Raw genomic sequence first — 17,082 nt, 5'->3', positions numbered from 1 at the left:
GTGCTGCTACGCAACGGCCAACTCTATACGCCACGGAAGAAGGTGACGCCTGCGAAGGATTAACGCCTCCTTTGCTAAAGTCCCTGGCATAATTCCCAGTTAAAATCTGGATATTATCTCGATTTTTCGCTGGGTTTAGTTTGAGCTATCCTTTTTTCGGCACTCCCAGCTGTTACAGCCAAGAAAATTTCCAATTCCACCGATTCGGGGACTTGACATCATACCGCTGGACTTAATAAAGTGTAAACTTTAGAATAGGCTCGCTTCCTGAAGTCGCTTCCCCCCAAATATTCGAAACGGACTGATCCGGAAGCAGGTATAAGCATCATAGCTTATCCGGCCTTACAAAAACCTTACAAATTAGGCTAGTCATATAGTCCTTGGGCTCGTACGAAAGGAGCGGGCCTGGTCTTGCCCGCGTGAAATAACGCTCAGGCATAAAGTCTCATTTTCAGATAAAATGTAAAAAAGTGTTGAAAATCCTGCAGCGCCCAGTATACGATGGTATGGAATTGGTGGCAGTAATTGCTAAAAATGCCGCAAATTTAGCTGGACAGGAGAGGATTATTTCAATGTTGACCAATTCTGAACTTCGCCGGGTGGCGAGAGAATCGCTCCAAGGAAACTGGGCGGGAGCGATCGGCGCCACGATTATCGTATCGGTGATTCTAACCATTGCAGCGATGATTCCCGGGATTAACTGGCTGCTGAGCCTGATTATTGCCGGTCCGTTCTTGCTGGGACTCTTTCTGTATTTCATCAGGCTGGTCCGGGGGGAAGAGCCTAAGGTTGAAAATGTGTTTCATGGGTTCAGGCAGTTTCTCAATTCGTTCGTGCTGTATTTGCTAATCAGCATTTTCGTGACTTTGTGGATGCTGCTGCTGATCGTTCCCGGGGTGATTGCGGCGCTGCGCTATTCCCAGGCTTACTTTATCATGAACGACAATCCGGACATCAGCGGGCTGGATGCGATTCGGCAGAGCAAGCTGATGATGGATGGACACAAGATGAGATTGTTTATGCTGTGCTTAAGCTTTCTCGGATGGTTTGTGCTCGGGTTCATCTTGTTTGGCATCGGTTTGATTTGGGTAATTCCGTATTTCTACGCGGCGCTGGCGGCTTTTCACCAGGATTTGAAGCATCGTACGGAGACGTACCAAGCGAATTTCGACAGTCTGCCGATGTAAGCGTGAAGCGGCTTTAAGTCTTTATGGCATCGTTGCGGATAAGCGATCTGTCCGCCTGCTGAACATAACCGACCCGCAAGTGAAACGCCCTCTGCCTTTACCGGCCGAAGGGCGTTTTTTCTCGTTCCCGACCGCTTGACTCTCTCACTAACGTGACGGTTTATAATGAAGCGACCCGCTGAAGCCAGAAAAACGCGGAGGGAAAGAAGGAGGTATTTCAAAGTGACGAACATTGTAACGATTTCCGGCAGCCTGCGTAAACAGTCATGGAATACGGCGCTGCTGAAGGCTTGCGCGGCGTTGGCACCGGAAGGGATGAAGCTGTCGTTATATGAAGGGATAGGAGACTTGCCGCATTTTAACCCGGAAATGGATGGGGATGAGGCGGTTGCAGCCGTCGTATCTTGGCGGGAAGCGCTTCGCGCAGCCGATGCCGTCCTTGTCTGCACGCCGGAGTACGCCGCGGGAGTTCCGGGAAGTCTCAAAAACGCCTTGGATTGGATCGTATCGTCCGGGGAGTTCCTCGGCAAACCGACTGCGGTTATCAGCGCTTCTCCGTCTGCTGCGGGCGGCGAGAAGGCGCACGCTTCGCTGCTGCTGACGCTCAATATAATGAGCGCCCGCATTCCGGACGGGGCTTCGCTGCGAATCCCGTTCATCAGTAAAAAGCTGGATGCACAAGGAGGCCTCACCGACCCGGATATGGAAAAGGATCTTCGGCTTCTGCTTAACGCATTAAGCGATGCCGTTTCGAGTCCGCAGTAAGGCGATGCCGGCGCCCTCGAGTGTCTGTCCGAACGGCTGCACCGCCTGAGGCAGAGTGGTGACGGCATCCCGTTGCCACCCCGTTCGGGGGCCTTTACCTTCTATACTGCAGGGGGATTTCAAAGGCAGCCGTACCTTAGTGGGAAACGCTAGGATCATGTCTTAGTACCTCCTAATAAAAAATGCTTCCAAAATGGAGTTATTCTAGCTATAATGAAGAAAAGCTCCTATTCGGAGCTTTGCCAACGAAGTGTGGTCCTGCGTAAGAAGCAGCAGATCATACCGTTAAGGACCGCCTCCGGAGCGAGCTAGCGCAAAGGCATACTTTAACGAAAAAAAAGCCCTTAAGGCTTGTCCGGCACGTGGGGCGTGACGGAAACAAACGCTTAAGGGCTGCATGAAGGAACCACTCGAAATATTACTTGTCGGTCATCACTTGCTGATACTGGTCGTCCGACAAAATGCGCTTTGCGGTTACGAAGCGTTTCGTATAGTACGAGTCGCTAAGCTTGGTTACCGTAACGCCTTTGTTTGTCGCGGAATGGTAGAACTTACCGTCCCCGACGTAGATGCCGACATGAGAGATTCCTTTGCCATCCGTGTTATAAAACACGAGATCGCCAGGGCGAAGATCATCTTGGGCTACTGTCGTACCGATTTCTGCTTGTCCTTTTGACGTGTGAGGCAAGTCGATATCGAATTTTGCGAAAACAAAGGAAGTGTAGCCTGAGCAGTCGAAGCCCTTCGTCGTGGTTCCTGCCCACTTATAAGGCACTCCAAGTTCTTCGTTCACGGCTTGACTTAGCGGCGTTTCCGCAAAAGCGCTTCCTGCTTGAAAGCTGCAAAACAGTGCCACAGATACGGCAAATCCAAACAACTTCTTCAAAAGAAATAGTCCCCTTCCGGTGCCTACGAGGTTAGCTTAAGGGTTCGGTTGAAGGTTCCCTATGATCACTTTAAGACGAGATCAATTCACCCGGGTCTGGATCCCCCGTTTCCCAATCTGTGGAAATTCGGCAATATGTACGATTTTTTTGAGTCGAATACAATATTTCGATGAAAACCGCATTTTTCCTTCCGCTGTCACAAAAAATTCACAATTAATGCGTATTTTTTGAAACCTTTTAGAGTCGAACCATGAACATACAATAAATGTAAGGGTTTTCCTTGGGGAATGAACGAAAATTTCGCTGCAGAGGCAAGGGGAGACAGAAGAGGTTTCGACAAATGCCGATAGACTTTGACAAAAGGAAGAATGAGAAGCTAGGGGCGTTTTGCGAAGGCCTATGGATATAGGCCCTAAGGCACTGGATTTTGTAAGGGGATAGGCATGTCCGGAACATACCGGAGCTATTTTGATGCGATAAAATAAAAAAACCTTCCTTCATCACTGTAATTGTGATTCGGGAAGGTTTTTCTTACGTTCGGTCGCAGGCTCGCGCCGGGAGGCGATTGCCGGATGGCCGGAGCTCTATTCGCTCTTGGCGCTCCACAGGGCATACTGCGTCGAGATAGCCCATAGCTTGCAGAACATATGGATCAATCGGTACACCTGATAGCCGAGCAGGGCGAGAAAGCCGGTCCAGATCATAGCGGAGGCCATAACGGCCGTGGACACGGCCAAGATGACGATGAGCAGAGCTGCCGCAAGCACCAGGATCGGGAACAGATTGCGCAGGAGAAGTGTTAGAGCGAAAAGCGACGATTTGCCGCTGATCCGCCCGAACTGCAAATACATGAAGACCGTCTGCATGAGGAAGGTATACACTCCGTAGGCGATGAGCAGCGGCAGCACTTCCTGCGCGATGGCATAGATGGTGGCGTGTTTGCCGTAAATATCGACAGTCTTGGGTACGAGCCAATACAGAGGCGCAAGCTGCAAAGCGATCTGAAGGACGTACAGGAGGAAGAAGGGGAGGGCGAACTCCCTCATGCCCTGTACGAAGCGGTAGCCGGCGTTCAATTCGGTATGCTGCAGGGAGTAGTACACCCCGGCGTTAAGCAGCGGGCTCAGCAGCATGCGTGCGATAAGCAGGCACAATCCCCATCCGACATAGCTGTCGATAAGATCGGTCTTCATCAGCTGAAACTGTCCTTCGATCCAGAACATGTGGACGGCTTGCCGTTCCAGCTCCGGGCCCGGGTAGCGGTGGAGCAGGGGAACAATGATCGAGCGGATCATTTCATAGAGCGCCAGTCCCCACAATAAATTGTAGATGAATAAGGTGCAAACGACGAATGGCTGGTTCCAGGTCAGATGCCAACCGTTTTTTACCGTTTTCCACATAGGTACCGTTCACCTCACCATGCGACCCATCCGAATAAGGTCTCGATTAATTTGACGACTCCCAGATTCCAGCGAATCGACAGCTTGGAATCGACATTCGTTTTCATAAAGCTGTTAATTCGTTTGTTCTCCAGCACGATGGAATGCTGCGAATCGACGACCGCATAATCCAGCGGAGCCGTATGGTTCAGCTTGAACAGCACATCCGCGTCGATGCCGTCCCATGTTTTATCGATCTGCGAGCCGTCGGCGAAATGGAAACGGATCGGGACGTTATTGTATGTGCCGCCGAACTTTTGAATGCGTACGGTGTTTTCGTACATCGGTTGCCCGTCTCGGACGACCTTCTTCGACTGAATGTCCGTCACGGCATAGTCGACCATCAGCCCTCCGTAAATATATTGATCGAAAAAGGTGCGCCAGCTCGTTTTGGTCACATCCTCCAGCACCTTCTGAAAGTCTTCGGTCGTCGGATGCTTGAATTTCCAGCGTTGAAAATACGTTTTCATCACGCGGTCCATCGTATCTCGGCCGACCTGCTGCTCGATCGATTTGAGCACAAGCTTGGCTCGGGTGTACACATTTTCCGCGTATTGATTGTGTCCGGCATAGCTCCAGGAATTTTGCTTCAGCGCTTCGGGGGCAGTGATGTAGCTCGATTCGACGGTCAGGTTCGGCTTCACGCCGTATTCCAGCTCCATCAGCTTATCCTCCGCGTAGGAGGTGAAGCCTTCGTCGAGCCAAGCCTCCTCGAATTCGTTGCTGGCGACCATGCCGTACCAGAATTGATGACCGATTTCATGGACGATGACCCGTTCGAGCTCCAGGTCGGGCTGATCGTCGGCGGCACCCCAGCCGGTAACGAGGGTCGGGTATTCCATTCCTCCCGCGCCGTTGCCGTCCGCCGGAGGAACGACGATGGATAGCGTCGAGTAAGGGTAAGTGCCGTACCATTGCGAATAGCGGGCGAGCGCTTTTTTGGCGGCGGTCATGTAGCGGGTTTTCAAATTTTCGTGCTTGGGATCGAGATACAGCTTAATGCGTACTCCCGGGATTTGCGCCGTGGCGTACGGCTCCTCGTAATAAATGAAATTCGGCGAAGCGGCCCAAGCAAAATCGTGCACATCGTCCGAGTAGAACGAATAGGTTTTCGTCTTGCCGTCGTCGACCGGCGATTTTGTCGGGAAACCGGTGGCCGCCACCGTGTAGTTGCTGGGCACCTTGATGCGGACGTCGTAAATACCGAAATCCGCATAAAACTCGGAGTTGCCGTGATATTGATGCAAATTCCAGCCTTCGTCGCTTCTTCCCCGCACGCCCTTGGGCTCGTAGACGGCGATTTTGGGGAACCATTGGCCCGTCATAATAAAATCTCCGGCATAACCCATGCGGGCGAATACGGCCGGGAGCTTGACCGAGAATACGGATTTGAGCGTAATTTTCTCTCCGCCGCCCACAGGCTTCGGCAAAGTGACCTTGATCAGAGTACGGTCATCCTTGTTCCCGTCATCGGGCTGAACGTACTCGCCCCGGGAGAGAAGCTCCTCGCCGTCGAGCGTCTTCATACTGCTGAGTTCCATCCCGCCGACGCTGTTCTCGCTGCTTTTATCCTCGCGCAGCTTGCCGCCCGATTCTCTCATGAACGTCGTCTTTTTGGAATTGAACGCGTTGGGATACAGATGAAAGTACAGCTCCTGCACGGGAAGGTTCCCGGGGTTTTTCCACGTGAGCGTCTGGGTGCCGGATAGCGACTTGGCGTCGGCGTCGAGCTCGACGTTCATATGATATTCTACGATGCGATTGCTGAGCGGCTGCGGGGCGGGCTTCTCCACCGGCTTGGCCGGCAGACTGGGCGGTGCGGGAGGCAAGCCCGGTTCGTTCAGCAGCGAGGCTGCGGGCTTCGCCAGCGGCTGCGGCTGAAGCCCGAGCGAGGAGCCGTCGGCTTGGGATAAATCATATTGAAACGTTGGAAATTCAGGCTCTCCTTTGACGGAGGAGGAATCGAAAGTAACGGGATTTGGCGCCAGAGAGCCGATCAAGTTCGTACCTTGCCCTATGTCGGAGAAGAGAGTGAGTTGCGCCTCAGGATGGCCAGCCGGCAGGGCTTGGCTTACAAACGTGGCTCCGCTGGCTAGTACGATAACCAAACACCATTGCGCAAGTCGGTTGCCAAAAACATTTTTCATCTATTTTTCACCCCGTTGACAAGCATCTACAGCATGTATATGTTTGTGGGACGAGGATTATTTCTACCGGCCGGAAAAGAAATTTTGCAACCCCGGCAGGACGCTTTGCGCCGATCCGGTGCAGGCGAGAGACAGCGGCGGCGCAGCCGGAAAACCATATTTTTTCGGATGCACTGGAAATGAGGGTCGCTTTTTAGATAAAATAGAAGAAGTGAGCAATGTTATCTTGTAAAATGGATGGTGCCTTCGATGGATATAAATAAAGACCAGGCGGCGGAGAAGCCGAAGAAATTAAATTCCTTGAATATCGTGGCGGGCAAAAAGGAGCATAAAGGCTTCGGAGCCGGATCGATCGACTTAAGCCAATTGTCCAGCGTCATTATCGACGGAGACGAGGCTTATTTGGATATGGGCGCTCTGCACGCGAAGAGCAAGGTGGAAAAGGGAATCAAGTTTTCGACGAACAAGGAGGACGTGCCGAACGGACGTACTTGCTGGATCGTATGGGTAGCGGCGGACCGCCGCGAAACCGGCTCGTATTATGCCGGAGTGACCGCTTGCGAAATGACGGTGGACCCGGAAGCGCGACGCGGGTGGAAAATATTGGCCGACCATGTCAACCGGATGGACTATGCGCTAAAACGCCGCATTATGGTCGATAACTTGGGAGATCGCGAGAAGGCCGCGCTAACAAAATTGCTGATGGAGTACAACCCCGACATGTGGAAAAACTCCGACGAGACGCTAAAGGAAGCGCTGGCATAAATTGTGTACATTATGTGACTTCCATTGTATAAGGTAGCGAGAGCGATGTATACTAATCCTCAGTATATGCAACATATACTAGGACAGCAAAGAGGCAGACCGAAAGGTCTGCCTCTTTGTGCTGCCTGGCGTGCGCCCCGCCCCGCGGGTCATTCGTCCTTCAGCCCGCGGTAGCGCGCGGTTCGCAGCTCGCGAACGTAAGGTTCCAGCTGGGGCATTCGGGCCTGCTCCGCCATGTTGACGGCCAGCTCAATATCGTAAGGGACGCGCAGCAGCTGAATGGAAAAAGGCGCGGCGTCCTGATCGCCTAAAGCCCCTTCCAAAACGGCGTAGGACGCGGAAGCCATATCGAGCGGGTTGCCCACGCTCCCCGTGTTGAACAGAGTGCGGCCCTTCAAGTTTTGCATATAAGCGTTATGAATATCTCCGTACCCGACGACGTCCGGCAGCGATTCGCCGTAAGGAGCTCCGGTTCTGTCGGTATTATTGAACATAGCCAGCCGGCTATCGAGCGAATCCCACGGCTGTACGCGGGTGTAGACGCTGACGGGAGAAGCGTGGAAGAGCCGGATTCGCTTGCCGCTCATCGTGAAGTCATGGGAGAACGGCAGCGTCTTAAGCCAGTCCAACCGCTCCTCTCCCAACCGCCGCTGATGCCAGCGCAAGTCCTCGTTGCCGTTCGGCTTGGCCATCAGATGGTCCCAGTTGCCCATGATGACAAGCTCGCAAACGTCCCGAATCCGGTCGACCGATTCCGCCGGGTTAGGACCTTTGCCGACCAGATCGCCCAGGCAGTACAACGTTGTGATGCCGCGCCGGCTTATATCGTCCAGCACTGCTTGAAGCGCGGGAATATTGCCGTGGATGTCCGAGATGACAGCTATTTGTTGCATATGCAGCCCTCCTTGACCATCTGATAAAATACGATTGCCCATCCTCTGGGAGAAGTGCGTCGCACTCTGGCGTGAAGCGTTAGACCGGGTCCTCCGGCGCATATCCGAGTTCTTCGGACGTAATCGCATACAGGTTATGATCTTCCCATACCCCATGAATATGCAAATAGTTACGGGCTAAGCCCTCATAGCGGAAGCCGGCCTTTTCCAGCACGCGAATGGAAGGGATATTGCGCGGCATGACCGCTCCTTGCACCCGATGCAGCTTCAATCCGAAGAAGGCGTACTGCACGGCCAGCTTCACCGCCAGCGTCATATGCCCCCGGCCCGTAAAGCGGAAATCCATAAAGTAGCCGATATTGGCGTTCTGCCACGGCCCCCGAAACACCGACGTCAAGGAGATGCGTCCGATGAGGCGGTCTTCTTCACGGAGGAAAATACCGAAAATGTAACTCTTATCGCGCTCCGAGTCAAGCAGATTGTTGCGGATTTGCTCTTCCTGAAAAGCTAACGTAAACTGATCGTCCGAACGCAGCGGCTCGAAGGGCCGATGATAATCCCGATTGGCCGCGCGCAGCTCCTGCAGGGCGGGGGCGTCGGATAAGACCAGCGGTCGAAGATGAATGGGGCCGGATTGCAGAATCATGCCGCAGCTCTCCTTTCGTTTACGGATGCTTGCCGTCCAGAGTCTCCCTTCCGTCCGCCGACGAAACCGGGATCGGATCGCCCAAATAAGTCGGCTTCGGCTTCAGCAGATGGACATACAGGAAATCTTTGTTGCGGGCCAGTACTTCTCTTGCTTCGAAGCGCGGCATGCCGGCATACCGCTGCTTGTCCGAGGCGACGCCGTAAGCGTCCAAGCCCATCTGACGAGCCTCGTAAACCGCGCGCATCAGATGGTACTGCTGGGTAACGATAAGCAGCTTCTTCGTCTGGAAAATATCCCTGGCTCGATACATGCTCTCATAGGTGCTGAAGCCGGCGTGGTCCATGAAAATATGCTGCGCTGGAATATTTCTTTGCTCCAAAAATCGCCGCATCGTGTTCACTTCGTCGTACGTGATCTGGCCGTGATCGCCGCTGACGATGAATTTGGAAGCTTTGCCCGCCTTGTGCAGCTCAAGCCCGACCTCGAGCCGGTCATTCAGCATGCTGGATACCGAGCCGTCCGGGTATACGCGCGCTCCGAGTACAAGGATGGCGTCGGCTTCGGGAGCATCCTGAACGCCGACAATATAAGGCGCTGCCGCAGATTGCACGTACGCGTTGATGCCGAGCGCGCAGGCGACCGGAGCGGCCAACAGCAGAATAAGCAGCAGCAGCACTTTTTTATTCCATAATAAAGGATTTGCACTGCGAAGCAAGTCCGCTGTTTTCCGGCCGCTTCGCATACCCGAATAGCGCCGCGGAATCAGCGGCCGCAGCTCCGGCCGGCCTGCGCTGCGTTTCCGGCTCCTTCGAAACCGGGCGGCCCAATTCGCAATGATGCTGCGTAACCTTAGTTTCAACATACGGATTATCATTCCCTTTAGCTTACTATGGATTATTGCCTGTCTCGGCAAAGGAGTACGATGATCGGAAAGATAGTGCGTTCCCGAGCTTATCTTGGTGCGTCAGGTCGCAGCCGCAGCCGTTCCAGCTCGGCGCGGATGCGGTCCGGGAGCGGCTCTTCGAGCAGAAGCCGCAGCGCCTCCCGGTCCGCTCCGTGTTCACGTAAATAAGCGAGCAGCAGCGCGGCTTTGGATTGCCGTCCCATCAGGGCATAAGCGACGGCCCATACTTCCGGGCTGCCGATGCGGATGCCATGCCAGACGGCGCTCGTTAGAACGGGCAGGCGGACCACCCCCGAGTCGCTGTGGACGGCGAAGCGGCCGATAATGTCGAAGGGCGGGGCGCTGTCCGGGATGGACAAGCGGCATTCGCTGGCAAACGGATAGTCCCCGCTCGGCGCGACAATGCAGGAAAAATCCTGCAGGGCAGCAGTAAGTTCTTCCTGCGACGCTTCCGTCGTAAAGTCCCAATCGTTCACCTTATCCGCGAGCCCTAGGCTGCATAGCAGGCCGCTGCCGCCGGAGGCATAGGCGATGCCGGAGCTCTCCAGGCGATCGGCGACGGCCCGGACGGAGGATAAGCGGATGTTCATAAGCAGAAGCCTCCTTCGGTGGGCGTTCTTGGTGCCAAAGACAACCAAGCCGCACCGATGAAGGATGCGGCTTGGAATGCTGCGCGCCAAGTGTATATTACCAGAATAAGGGGGACGAGGCGGGATTTCAAGCGGTTCATGAAGAAGGGCGGCCGCTTAAATTAAACTAAGCGGTCCGCCCAAAGGCATTCTAATCGTTCCACCAGCGCTTCAAATCTTCCCACCAAGTGCCGTTGCCCTTCGGTTTCGCCGGTTTGGCGCTGTCCTGCTTCTGCTCCGTGCAGTAAGCGGTCGGCTGAGTCCCTTCGACGAAAGCCTCCATCCGGGAATTGGGGCAATCGCTGTTCGCCAGCTTGCCGGTGGCCGGATCGATATACACGTTAGCGACCCCGTCCGGGATCGGGAACAGCTTCGGCGGCACCGACTCCAGCGCTTTTTCCGTGAACTCGGCAAAGATCGGCGCGGCCAGATGAGATTCCACGGCATTGATCTGCCGCCCTTTGTCGTAGCCGACCCAGACGGCGGTGGACAGCTCGGGCGTGTAGCCGACGAGCCAAGCGTCCGTATCGGTCGTCCCCGTCTTGCCGGCAACCGGACGTTTTAACACCGAGGAGACGCGGCTGCCGGTGCCGCCGTTTTCAAACACGCTTTCCATCAGCTGGGTCATGACGTACGTGTACGGCGGCTCGATCACCTGTTCCTTGGCCGGATTGGCTTCGTAGAGAATTTTGCCCCGGCTGTCCTCGATGCGCACGATGACTGTCGGCTCCACTCGCAGCCCTTGATTGGCGAAGATGCCGAAGGCCGAGGCCATCTCATAAGGGCTTACGGGGAACGTGCCGAGCGCCAGCGAGGGCAGCGGCTGCATCGGACTGTTGATCCCCATCTTGCGGGCCATCGCGATGACATTGTCCGGCCCGACGTCGAGAATCGTATGAACCGCGAAGATGTTATCCGACTTGGCGATCGCCTGCCGCAGATCGATCCAGTCGTAATATTTGTTGTCGAAGTTGCTTGGCGTGTATGTCTTTCGACCGCTGTCGTAGGTGAAGGTAGTCGGCTCGCTCTTGAACTGTGTAAGCGGCGTGTACTGCTTCTGCTGCAGCGCTGTGACGTACATGATCGGCTTGAACGACGAGCCGGGCTGCCGGGTGTTGCTCAGCGCCCGGTTGAACTGATTCTCATTGTAATTGCGTCCTCCCACCATCGCTTTGACATAGCCGCTGCGCGGATCGACGGCGACCAAGGCGGCCTGCAGATCGTTGTAGCCGCTAAGCTGCGAGGACACGGTTTCTTCGGCGATCTTTTGTGCGGCCGCGTCGAGCGTCGTATAAATTTTTAGCCCGCTGTCGTCGAACTGATCCTCGTCGATGCCGAGCAATTCGGTCGCTGTGCTGCGCACGTAGTCGCGAAAGTAGCCGGCGATGGCCGGTTTCTTCGGCTCGAGCGGCAGTATGTTCAGCGGCTCCTTGGCCGCTTGATCCGCCTGCTGCTGCGTGATGTCGCCGGTGGCCACCATCGTCTGAAGCACGGTCTCCTGCCGGTCTTTGGAGCTTTTCAGATCGTAGTAGGGAGAGTAGTAGCGCGGCCCTTTGGGGATGCCGGCCAGCATGGCGCTCTCGGCCAAAGTCAGGTCTTTGGCGTCCTTGCCGAAGAACAGCTTCGAAGCCGCTTCGATCCCGTAAGTGGAGTGACCGTAATAAATCTGGTTCAAGTATTCCTCGAGAATTTGGTCCTTGGTCATGTGCAGCTCCATCTGCACCGCATAATACGTCTCCTTCACCTTCCTCGACCAGGTGCGCTCGTGCGACAAGTAGAGATTGCGCGCGAGCTGCTGCGTAATTGTGCCCGCCCCTTGAACCTTAGCCATATGCTGCAGGTTAACGACGGCGGCTCGTGCGATGCCGCGAAGGTCGAAGCCGTAGTGATGATAGAAGTTGCGGTCCTCGATCGCGAGCGTCGCATGAATGAGATCGGGAGAAATGTCCGCAAGCGGCACGGGCTGCATGTTCTTGCCGTCGTTCAGCGTCTCTATGACTTCTCCGTGGATGTCGTACATTTCCGTAGCGGGCCCCATCTTCGATACGGGGAGCGCTTGGGAGCGCATATATAAGAGCAGGATAAAGATGACGGCTACGCATAAAATAATAGATGAAAACATGAGAGAAGCCGTCGTTTTCATTTTGCGGAACCAAGGAAATACGTCGGGTTCGGCGGCCCGGTTCTTTTTCGCGTCGGACACGTTCATCCATCCTTTCGTTATGTATTTCAAACAACCGCTTATTTTCCAGTATGGAAAAACATAGAAAGCGATATTCACTTTGGCGCCGTTCTAAGGTTAATTTTTTTTGAACATCCCGATTTTGGCCTTGCATGTATTTGCATTTTCGGACGGATACACTATAATACAATTTGATACAAAAGCGAGTGGTGCATAGCGCAAAAATCCGAATCGTTTGGGACTGCACAAGCACGGCTTGCCGGCGTAATCTCCAGCCACGAACTTACGATAAAACATGGCGAAAAAAGCTCCGAGATCGCTCACTTTTTATGGAAAGGCCTCGCTTGAGGCAGTCTTATTACAATATAGAACGGCATGATAAGGAAGGAAGGGTGATTGCTTATGGAATTATGGTACACGGAGAAGCAAACCGAGAAATTCGGCATTACGGCGAAAATTAGCCGGACGCTGGTAACGGAGAAAACCGACTTTCAGGATCTCGCGATGATCGATACGGAACAGTTCGGGCGCATGCTCGTACTGGATGGTATGGTCATGACCACGGTGAAAGATGAATTCGTCTACCACGAAATGGTTGCTCATCCGGCTCTTTATACGCATCCGAATCCTAAGCATGTGCTTGTTGTCGGCGGCGGCGACGGCGGCGTCATCCGCGAAGTGCTGAAGCATCCGGAAGTCGAGAAGGCGGTTCTGGTCGAGATCGACGGCAAAGTCATCGAGTACTCCAAGCAATATTTGCCTGAAATTGCGGGCGAGCTGGACAACCCCCGCGTCGAAGTGATCGTCAATGACGGGTATATGCATATCCATGACCATAAAAATACATACGACGTCATTATGGTCGACTCGACGGAGCCTGTGGGCCCGGCCGTAGAATTGTTTACCCGGGGATTTTACCAAGGCATCTTCGAAGCGCTGAAGGATGACGGCATCTTCGTCGCCCAAACGGACAACCCTTGGTTCAAAGCCGATTTGATCCAGACGGTAAACCGCGACGTGAAAGAAATTTTCCCTATCGTACGCGTCTACTGCGCGAACATTCCGACGTATCCGAGCGGCCTGTGGACCTTCACGCTGGGCAGCAAAAAATACGATCCGCTGCAAGTCGACGAAACGAACATTCCGGACATCGATACGAAATACTATACGCCAAGATTGCATAAAGCGGCGTTCGTGCTCCCTAAATTTGTAGAAGATTTGTGCAAATAAGCCAGTTTCATCCAATATTGTATTAAGGAAGTGTCAATTATGCGTTTGGATCAAGCCTATTCCGGCAACGTGTTTATATTAAGCTCGGACAATTACGAAGCGTCCCGCGCGGTCATTTACGGGATGCCGATGGACTTCACCGTCAGCTTCCGTCCCGGTTCCCGGTTCGGCCCGGCCCGTATCCGCGAAGTATCCATCGGTCTTGAAGAATACAGCCCTTATTTGGACAAAAGCTTGGAGGATATCACGTTCTTCGATGCGGGCGATCTGCTGCTGCCGTTCGGCAACGCGGCCCGGAGCTTGGAGATTATCGGAGAATACGTGCGCGGTCTGCTGAACGACGGCAAGTTCCCGCTCGGTCTCGGCGGCGAGCATCTGGTTTCGTGGCCGGTATTCCGCGAGGTTTACGCCAAATATCCGGATTTGGCGATCGTTCACTTCGACGCTCACGCCGATTTGCGCGAGCAGTACGAAGGCGAGCCGTTGTCGCACTCGACGCCGCTGCGCAAGGCCGCGGGCCTTATCGGCGGCAAAAACGTTTACCAATTCGGCATTCGCTCCGGTTCCCGGGAAGAATTCCGCTATGCCCGCGAGAACATCAACTTCCACCCGTTCGAAGTGCTGGAGCCTTTGAAAAAAGTACTGCCTGAGCTGGCCGGTCGTCCGATTTATTTGACGATCGACATCGACGTGCTCGATCCTTCCTGCGCGCCGGGTACCGGCACGGCGGAAGCGGGCGGCATTACGTCGAAGGAGCTGCTTGCGGCGATTCATGCGATGGCCGGCGCTGGCTTGAATGTCGTCGGCGCGGACGTTGTAGAGGTGGCTCCTGCCTACGATCCTACGGAACAAACCCAGATCGTAGCGGCGAAGCTGATTCGTGAAATTTTGCTCGGACTTGTTAAATAATGGATTTATTATAAAAGGACAGCTTCCTTGCCTCTGTACATCGGTTCAGAGGAGGGAAGCTGTCTTTATTTGTTGTTTAGGAAATGATGCGCAGCAATTTCCTGTGGATATCCGGTGGCTCCCCCGAAAGTAATGTCTACCCATAGAACGATCCCAGAGGAATGGTTAGACGCCGATCCAGCTTAGGCTGGATGCGGACGGAATAAGCTTCAGAGCATCACGTCACTACCCTGGAAATTACTCTTGGTACCCCATTTCCATTGTCTGTGGTGCCGCGTCGGCGGCATGGATGGCTTTTGGAGGATTTGTTCCGTGATATCATTTAGTGAATTTCGGGGCTGCTCTAAAAGGGGGGTGAAAAAGTCCGCTGCGGCGCCCATGTGATCTTCCAATCGGATTTTTTGATGGTTATTTCCTTTTTTCATGTTCGCAGCGTTTGGAATCCGGCTGCAAGCTAGGTTTCATCTGCGAAAATGGCGCTTACATAGCTCCGAATCGCTTTCTATGGAGGATTTGCCAACAAAATAGCTGCATCTGTGTCCGTTGCGGGTGTACTGCGCCACTGAAGGGGCGCCGACCGCGCATCCGAAAGCATCTTCCGATCGCTCTAGCCCGTGAAACGGGCGAAATCCGGGACAAAGGCGACCGCTTTGCTTCTCCAGATTGCTCTCGCTGCTGAGTCCGCTTTTTCACCAGGCTTCTAAAGCGAGCGAAGCTTATCCCCGGTGAAGCGTAAAGACGGTCAGCTCGGGCCGGCAGCAGAAGCGAACGGGATAGACCGACACGCCGATTCCGCGGTTCGTGTACACCTGCAGCTTGCCGTCGCCCAAGACGTATAGTCCGTCGACATACTTTTGCCCGTAGGTCGGCGTAACGATATGACCGTAGAAGGGCAGGCGCACCTGGCCGCCATGGCTGTGCCCCGACAGCTGCAAATCGACCGGATGCTGCAATGCGATGTCGGCGAAGTCCGGGCAATGCGACAGCAGCAGTACGCATTCGTCCGCCGGGACGCCTCGCAGCGCCGCGGGCAGATCCGGTTGTCCGTCCCACATATCGTCGACGCCGCTGAGCCATAGACGGTCGCCGCCCCGTTGCAGCACGGTGGAACGATTGATTAGCACATCGAAGCCGCCATCCTTCATCACCTGCACGACTTGCTTCGTTTGCCTTCCGTAGTAGTCGTGATTGCCGAGAACCGCCGCTTTACCGAACGGGGCCTGCAGGCGCGAGAGCTCGCGTACGGTGGCGGGGCCGTCCGAGCCGATGGCATAATCGTATAAATCCCCGGTGAAGACGATCAGATCGGGGCTGTGGGACTGGATCGTATCGACCAATCCGGCGAGTTGGTCTGTCGTATAATGGAAGCCCAGATGGACATCGCTGAACTGGACGATCTTGATGCGGTCGAAGGCCGGAGGGAGCCGCTTCAGCGAAAGGGCTACCTGGTTGACGCGTAGCCAGCCGGGCTCTGCGTACCGGGCGTAGCCGTAACCGGCGACGGACGCGGCGGTCAGACCGGCCAGCGCGGAGACGGTTTTTTTCAGAAACGACCGTCGGCTTAAGTTCGATGCCATTGGAATGGATTCACTCTCCCTTACAGTCATTTTAGCAAGAATAAGGGACAGACGCCCGAATCCGGCAATGAGTTGCTAGAGCAAGCGGTGAATTTTGCGAAAATGGTTCGGCGTAACGCCTTCCTGCTGTTTGAACAGCTTAATGAAATAGCTGCTGTCTTCGTAGCCGACCCGCCCGGCCACCTCGCGCACCCCCAGCTCGGGCCGCTGCAGCAGAAGCTCTTTGGCTTTGCGCAGCCGATAGCGCGTCAAGTAAGCGATGGGACGAAGCCCGAGCGCTTGCTGGAACAGCAGGCACGTATGCTGCGGCGTCACTCTCAGCCGCTCGGCGAGCTGCTGCAGGCTGATCGGCTCGTGGTAATGCTCCTCGATATAGAGAAAGGCGGGGGCGAGCTGTTCCGCATGCTGTTTCTTGGTGCGAACTTCGGAGCGGGAGGCGTACAAAAACAAGTCCAGCAGCAGCTGGTAGCCGATTGCGGAGCATTCCGCACCACGCAGCGGATCGGCGGATTGGAGCAAGGATACAATCGTATTGATTTTATTCAATGTTGCGTCAGGATGGGTGACATACAGTACGGTCGAAGCGTCCAGATGCATCGAAGCGAGCAGCTCGGCCATATGCGCCCCGTTGAATGTAACCCACTTGACGGTCCAGGGCTGGCGCACGGGAGCGTAGCCGTGGCGTTCGTTCGGGAGCAGGAACATGCCTTGGCCCGGGTTTACGGTGTGCAGCTTACCGCCGACATCGACCTGGCCCGAGCCGCTGACCGTTTGAATCCATTGATAATCCGGGAACCCTTTTTCCCGCAGCATCGGCTCCTGATTGCGCCAGCCTCCGGCATTCGTAATGTAGATGGGAAACCGCAGGTCCATCTCCGTAATGACTCCGAACACATTGTAATCCATGATGCATCGCCCC

16 protein-coding genes and 1 riboswitch are annotated in these 17,082 nt (G+C 54.6%); of the genes, 6 read left to right on the top strand and 10 right to left on the bottom strand.

The genetic code is table 11. From position 1 onward, the window contains the following. The first annotated feature begins 572 nt into the window (after window positions 1-572). Entirely contained in the window at window positions 573-1,187 is a 615-nt protein-coding gene (locus tag N0M98_RS31075; RefSeq protein ID WP_259620202.1) for a DUF975 family protein, read from the top strand. A 222-nt stretch (window positions 1,188-1,409) separates the two neighbouring features. Beyond that, the gene (locus tag N0M98_RS31070; protein ID WP_249860565.1) at window positions 1,410-1,952 is read left to right on the top strand and encodes an NADPH-dependent FMN reductase; all 543 of its coding nucleotides are present in this window, start codon (window positions 1,410-1,412) and stop codon (window positions 1,950-1,952) included. Window positions 1,953-2,370: 418 nt separating this feature from the next. Here the strand turns inward: N0M98_RS31070 and N0M98_RS31065 are convergent, their stop codons facing one another. The 3 genes from N0M98_RS31065 to N0M98_RS31055 all read right to left on the bottom strand — a co-directional run bounded on the left by N0M98_RS31065 (window position 2,371) and on the right by N0M98_RS31055 (window position 6,425). Then, complete coding sequence (locus N0M98_RS31065) at window positions 2,371-2,838, bottom strand: C40 family peptidase (protein ID WP_249860566.1); 468 nt, start codon at window positions 2,836-2,838, stop codon at window positions 2,371-2,373. 5 nt (window positions 2,839-2,843) lie between these two features. Then, a riboswitch (cyclic di-AMP (ydaO/yuaA leader) is annotated at window positions 2,844-2,981 on the bottom strand. Window positions 2,982-3,423: 442 nt separating this feature from the next. After that, window positions 3,424-4,239 carry a hypothetical protein gene (locus N0M98_RS31060; protein WP_249860567.1) on the bottom strand — a complete coding sequence of 272 codons (816 nt, stop codon included), beginning with the start codon at window positions 4,237-4,239 and terminating at the stop codon, window positions 3,424-3,426. A 14-nt stretch (window positions 4,240-4,253) separates the two neighbouring features. Then, on the bottom strand, window positions 4,254-6,425 hold the full coding sequence (locus N0M98_RS31055) for a M1 family metallopeptidase (RefSeq protein WP_259620201.1): 2,172 nt from the start codon (window positions 6,423-6,425) through the stop codon (window positions 4,254-4,256). Window positions 6,426-6,468: 43 nt separating this feature from the next. Between N0M98_RS31055 and N0M98_RS31050 the strand changes: the two genes are divergently transcribed. Together N0M98_RS31050 and N0M98_RS31045 are read left to right on the top strand one after the other, a co-directional pair. Next, window positions 6,469-6,657: a hypothetical protein gene (locus tag N0M98_RS31050; RefSeq protein ID WP_259620200.1), complete on the top strand. Its 189-nt coding sequence runs from the start codon at window positions 6,469-6,471 to the stop codon at window positions 6,655-6,657. Between the two features lie 17 nt (window positions 6,658-6,674). Beyond that, window positions 6,675-7,190, top strand: coding sequence for a YwhD family protein (locus N0M98_RS31045; protein WP_249860570.1), 516 nt, complete (start codon window positions 6,675-6,677; stop codon window positions 7,188-7,190). A gap of 149 nt (window positions 7,191-7,339) precedes the next feature. On the opposite strand, the gene N0M98_RS31040 is transcribed toward N0M98_RS31045, so the two are convergent. The 5 genes from N0M98_RS31040 to N0M98_RS31020 all read right to left on the bottom strand — a co-directional run bounded on the left by N0M98_RS31040 (window position 7,340) and on the right by N0M98_RS31020 (window position 12,474). After that, a complete protein-coding gene (locus N0M98_RS31040) occupies window positions 7,340-8,083 on the bottom strand; it encodes a metallophosphoesterase family protein (protein ID WP_259620199.1) in 744 nt (247 codons plus the stop codon). A 79-nt stretch (window positions 8,084-8,162) separates the two neighbouring features. After that, window positions 8,163-8,729, bottom strand: coding sequence for a GNAT family N-acetyltransferase (locus N0M98_RS31035; protein WP_259620198.1), 567 nt, complete (start codon window positions 8,727-8,729; stop codon window positions 8,163-8,165). A gap of 19 nt (window positions 8,730-8,748) precedes the next feature. Next, window positions 8,749-9,594 (bottom strand): SanA/YdcF family protein, encoded by an 846-nt coding sequence (locus N0M98_RS31030; protein WP_259620197.1) that lies wholly within the window; start codon window positions 9,592-9,594, stop codon window positions 8,749-8,751. 89 nt (window positions 9,595-9,683) lie between these two features. Further along, on the bottom strand, window positions 9,684-10,226 hold the full coding sequence (locus tag N0M98_RS31025; protein ID WP_249860574.1) for a hypothetical protein: 543 nt from the start codon (window positions 10,224-10,226) through the stop codon (window positions 9,684-9,686). Window positions 10,227-10,416: 190 nt separating this feature from the next. Next, entirely contained in the window at window positions 10,417-12,474 is a 2,058-nt protein-coding gene (locus tag N0M98_RS31020) for a transglycosylase domain-containing protein (RefSeq protein WP_375295576.1), read from the bottom strand. A gap of 375 nt (window positions 12,475-12,849) precedes the next feature. Here N0M98_RS31020 and speE point away from each other — a divergent pair, with 375 nt between their 5' ends. Together speE and speB are read left to right on the top strand one after the other, a co-directional pair. Continuing rightward, the gene (speE, locus tag N0M98_RS31015; protein WP_249860575.1) at window positions 12,850-13,677 is read left to right on the top strand and encodes a polyamine aminopropyltransferase; all 828 of its coding nucleotides are present in this window, start codon (window positions 12,850-12,852) and stop codon (window positions 13,675-13,677) included. Window positions 13,678-13,716: 39 nt separating this feature from the next. Continuing rightward, window positions 13,717-14,586, top strand: a complete 870-nt coding sequence (gene speB / locus N0M98_RS31010) for an agmatinase (protein WP_249860576.1) — start codon at window positions 13,717-13,719, stop codon at window positions 14,584-14,586. 716 nt (window positions 14,587-15,302) lie between these two features. On the opposite strand, the gene N0M98_RS31005 is transcribed toward speB, so the two are convergent. Beyond that, entirely contained in the window at window positions 15,303-16,163 is an 861-nt protein-coding gene (locus tag N0M98_RS31005) for a metallophosphoesterase (protein WP_249860578.1), read from the bottom strand. 75 nt (window positions 16,164-16,238) lie between these two features. After that, window positions 16,239-17,069 (bottom strand): AraC family transcriptional regulator, encoded by an 831-nt coding sequence (locus N0M98_RS31000; protein ID WP_249860579.1) that lies wholly within the window; start codon window positions 17,067-17,069, stop codon window positions 16,239-16,241. Window positions 17,070-17,082 lie beyond the last annotated feature (13 nt).

Source organism: Paenibacillus doosanensis, from assembly GCF_025060755.1.
GTDB lineage: Bacteria > Bacillota > Bacilli > Paenibacillales > NBRC-103111 > Paenibacillus_S > Paenibacillus_S doosanensis.
The sequence above is the reverse complement of the archived record's forward strand: the minus strand, read 5'-3'. Positions and strand labels throughout refer to the sequence as shown.